The organism is Kitasatospora humi (genome assembly GCF_020907985.1).
GTDB classification, from domain to species: domain Bacteria; phylum Actinomycetota; class Actinomycetes; order Streptomycetales; family Streptomycetaceae; genus Kitasatospora; species Kitasatospora humi.
Map to the genome: position 1 here is coordinate 1 of NZ_JAJJPA010000119.1, position 3,473 is coordinate 3,473.

The window sequence follows — 3,473 nt, forward strand, 5'->3', positions numbered from 1 at the left end:
TCGTTGTAGTCGCGGACTTCCCTGCGCCACCGGCCGCGCCAGCAGTCGGCGGACAGGTCCGCGACGGCCTGCTGCCGGTTGGCCAGCGCGACCGGTCCGGCGTCGGTGACGACCAGGGCGACCGGCGGGTAGCCGGGCCGGGTGTGGGGGCCGGGCCAGGTGCGGCGCCACCAGTGCACCGTGCGGTCAGCCGGGTCCTGCTCGGCCAGCGCCGGGTCGGTGCTCTTCACCTTCGTGCGGAACAGCTCGCGGTAGGCGGTGAACTTCGCCGCGACCCGCTGCGGCGACATGGTGGAGCGGTCGACCTCGACCATCAGCACCGGCACCCCGATCTCCGGGGCCCGCCACACCGCGTCCGGACGCACCTTGCGCCGGCCGCCGGGCAGCAGGAACTCGACCTCGGTCTCCCAGTCGGCCACGTCGCCCACCCCGCCCGGGGCGCCCGGCGCGGTGCCGCCCCGCACGAAGGCCAGCACGGTCTCGTTGACCGCCATCGCGTGCCGGGCACCGGAGCGGCCGGCGCCCCGGGCCGTGGAGCCCATGTCGGCGCGGGGCAGACCGAGCACCTGCCCGGCCGCCTCCAGTCCGACCGTGCCCTCCAGCCGCCACGTCTTGTGCCGGGCCCGGGTATTGCCGTCCGAGGCGACCAGCCCGTGCAGCGCGAGATCGCGCAGCGCCTGCCGGATCACGGTGTTCGACGCCGCCCGGGGGCGCAGCAGGCGCTGGAGCTGGTCGGCGGTGGCGACCTTGAGGACGCCGAGCGCGCCGAGGACATCGGCCCGCATGGCGTTGGTCGAGCCGTTGGGGTTGGCAGCGCCGCGCCGGTAGGCAGTGCGTCCCGGCCGGGTCGGCTCGGCCGGTTCGACGGCGTCGGCCTGGCCGTCGTCCTGGTTGTCGTGGCCGGGGCGGCGCCTGGCCGGCTCGGCGCCGAAGAGTCTGGACCCACGGAACAGGATGGCCGCAGACGATGCCCCGACATCATCTGGCTCGGCTGCTCCGCGCCGAGCACCGAGCGGAGTGCATGGCCTGGCCCGGCGATCAGGTATAGACGAAGGCCCCAGGCGCGGTAGCGGTGCCGCCCGCCGTCGTCACGGTGACGTTCGCCTGGCCGGGGGCGGCCGCAGGGGGAGTGATGGCGGCGATCCGGGTGTTGGAGATGATCCCGAAGGCGGCCACGGCACCGCCGATCGTCACCACCTGGGTGGACGCGAGCTCGGTGCCTACGATCAGGACCGGATCGCCGCCGGCCGTCGAACCTGAGGACGGGGTCACGGAGGTGATGCCGGGCGGCCCCGCGTAGGTGAAGGTGGAGTGTCCGTAGGAGTTGCTGCGCGTGACGACGGTGACCGGCACCGGGCCGGCTGTCCGCGCGGGCGGCACCGTCACGATGACCCTGTCGTCCAGGACGGACGACGGGGTGACAGCGACGTTGCCAAAGCGCACCGATGTGGTGGTGATAATGCCCCGGCCGGTCACGGTCAGGGTGCCGCCCCCGCTCAGCGGACCCGAGGTCGGGCTGATCCCGGTCAGCACCGAGTCCGGGAGGTAGTAGAAGCGGCCTACGGTCCGGGTATTGAGCTGCCCCATGGTGGCGTCGATCTTGACGTCGGTGATGAGGCGCGGCGAGACGGCCAGGATCTCCTGGTCGTTGAGGACCGTGAAGGAGGCGGCCGGCTGGCATCCGAAGCGGACGGCGGTGGTGTCGCCCAGCCCTTCCCCGATGATGTTCACCGCCGTCCCGCCCGACAGGGGCCCCACGTCGGGGTACGCACCGGACGGCGTGGGCAGCACGCGCACCGTCTCGTTGCCGTTGTTGACCACGTAGACGTCGAGGTCGTCCGGGGTGACCACCAGCCAGGACGGCGCATGGAGGCCCGGCACCGTGTCAATGATCTCGTACGTGAGGAGGTCGATGGTGGAGACGCTGTCGTCGCCGTTGCACGCCACGTACGCCAGCAGCCCGTCGCGGCTGACCGCCACGCCGAAGGGAATGGACAGCCCCGTGACCGTGTGCACGACGCTGTGTGTGGCGGTGTCGATGACGTCCAGTCTGTTTCCGCCGTACTCCGTCACGTAGACGCGCTGACCGTCGGGTGAAGGCGCCACTCCCCGGGGGAAGAGGAACCCGGGGAGAGTCGCGACGACGGTGTCGGTGGCGGTGTTGATGACCGTGACCGTGTTCGCGCCTTCCTCGGTGACGTAGAGCTCCACCCCGTCGGGTGTGACCGCCACATTGCGCGGACCGGTGCCCACCGGTACCGAGGTGATGAGCGTGTTGGTGGCCGTGCTGATCACATCCACCCGGCTCCCGCCCTGGCTGGCCACGTAGAGCCGGGAGCCGTCGGGTGACACTGTAAGGCCGAGGGGCTTGTCCAGCCCTGGGACGCTGGCGGTGACCTGGTTGGTGGTGGTGTCGATGACCGCTACTGTGTCGGACCCGAAACAGGCCACATAGGCGCGCAGCCCGTCCGGGGCGACCGCGACGCCCCACGGCCCGCTGGTCACACGGATCGTGGTGATGACACTCCTGGTGGTCGCATCGATCACGCTGACGCTGCTGCTCCCGAAGTTGGTCACATAGACGTACCGACCGTCCGGGGTGATCGCCGCCACGATGGGGGCGTGCCCCACCGGTATCTCATCCGTCCCCAGCGGCTCATTCACCTCCATGATGCCCCCCCGGCTCCGGGACGCCGCCCGTACGGGCGGCCGAGGCACCGGTGGAACCGGTGCAGCTGACGGGGATCGAAGCGCCTCCCGCTGGAGCGCGTTGGCTGGTGCTGCTGACGCTGATCACTACCTGAACCACGACGCTCTCCCTTCCCGATTTTCTGAACCGACCCGACCGCACCGCAGCCGACGTCCCGTCAGTCACTGGACTCAAGAAGGGTCGTAGACATAGGGCAGGGCGTTGGCGTTGCTGTTTCCGGCCGGGGTGTGCGCCACCACGTTCACCGTGCCGGGTGCCCCGCCCGGGCTGGTCGCGACGACCTGGGTGTCGGAGATCGCCGCGAACGAGGCCGGGACGCCGCCGAAGGTCACCGCGTCGGTGTAGGTGAGGTTGCTGCCGCCCAGCACGACCGCCTCACCGCCGAGATCAGAGCCGTGGGAGGGGGTGAGGCTGGTCAGGACGGGTGCCGCGAGGAACGTGTAGTACGGGTTTCCGGTGGCTGCGGAGCTGGTCCCGCCCGGTGTGGTGACGGCGACGATGACCGTGCCGAGCCCGGCTGGAGCGGTCACGATGAGCTGGTTGTCGGAGATCACGTTGATGTTGGTGGCCGGGCTTCCCCCGAAGGTCACCGCGCTGGTGAGCGTCAGGTTACTGCCGAATACGGTGACGGTGTTGCCTCCGGTGGCCGGGCCGAGGTGGGGGGACAGATCGCTGACGGTGGGTGCGGCGAGGTAGAAGTACGGCAGTGGATTGCTGGTGCCTCCGGCCGTGGTGACCGTGACACCGACCGACGACGGCGGCC

General features: G+C 70.9%; 3 protein-coding genes. All 3 read right to left on the reverse strand.

The annotated features are described in order from the left end of the window. Nucleotides 1-785: replication-relaxation family protein (locus tag LN042_RS36580; protein WP_230055786.1), on the reverse strand; the 785-nt coding region annotated here is incomplete at its 3' end. Between the two features lie 253 nt (nt 786-1,038). Continuing rightward, entirely contained in the window at nt 1,039-2,670 is a 1,632-nt protein-coding gene (locus LN042_RS36585; protein WP_230055787.1) for an IPT/TIG domain-containing protein, read from the reverse strand. Nucleotides 2,671-2,880: 210 nt separating this feature from the next. Further along, the coding region (locus LN042_RS36590; protein ID WP_230055788.1) for an IPT/TIG domain-containing protein at nt 2,881-3,473 on the reverse strand (593 nt) is incomplete at its 5' end.

What these genes read in the sequence shown, in the direction of transcription:
- LN042_RS36585 (WP_230055787.1), bottom strand. Translation starts at nt 2,670, where the DNA reads ATGGAGGTGAATGAGCCGCTGGGGACGGATGAGATACCGGTGGGGCAC.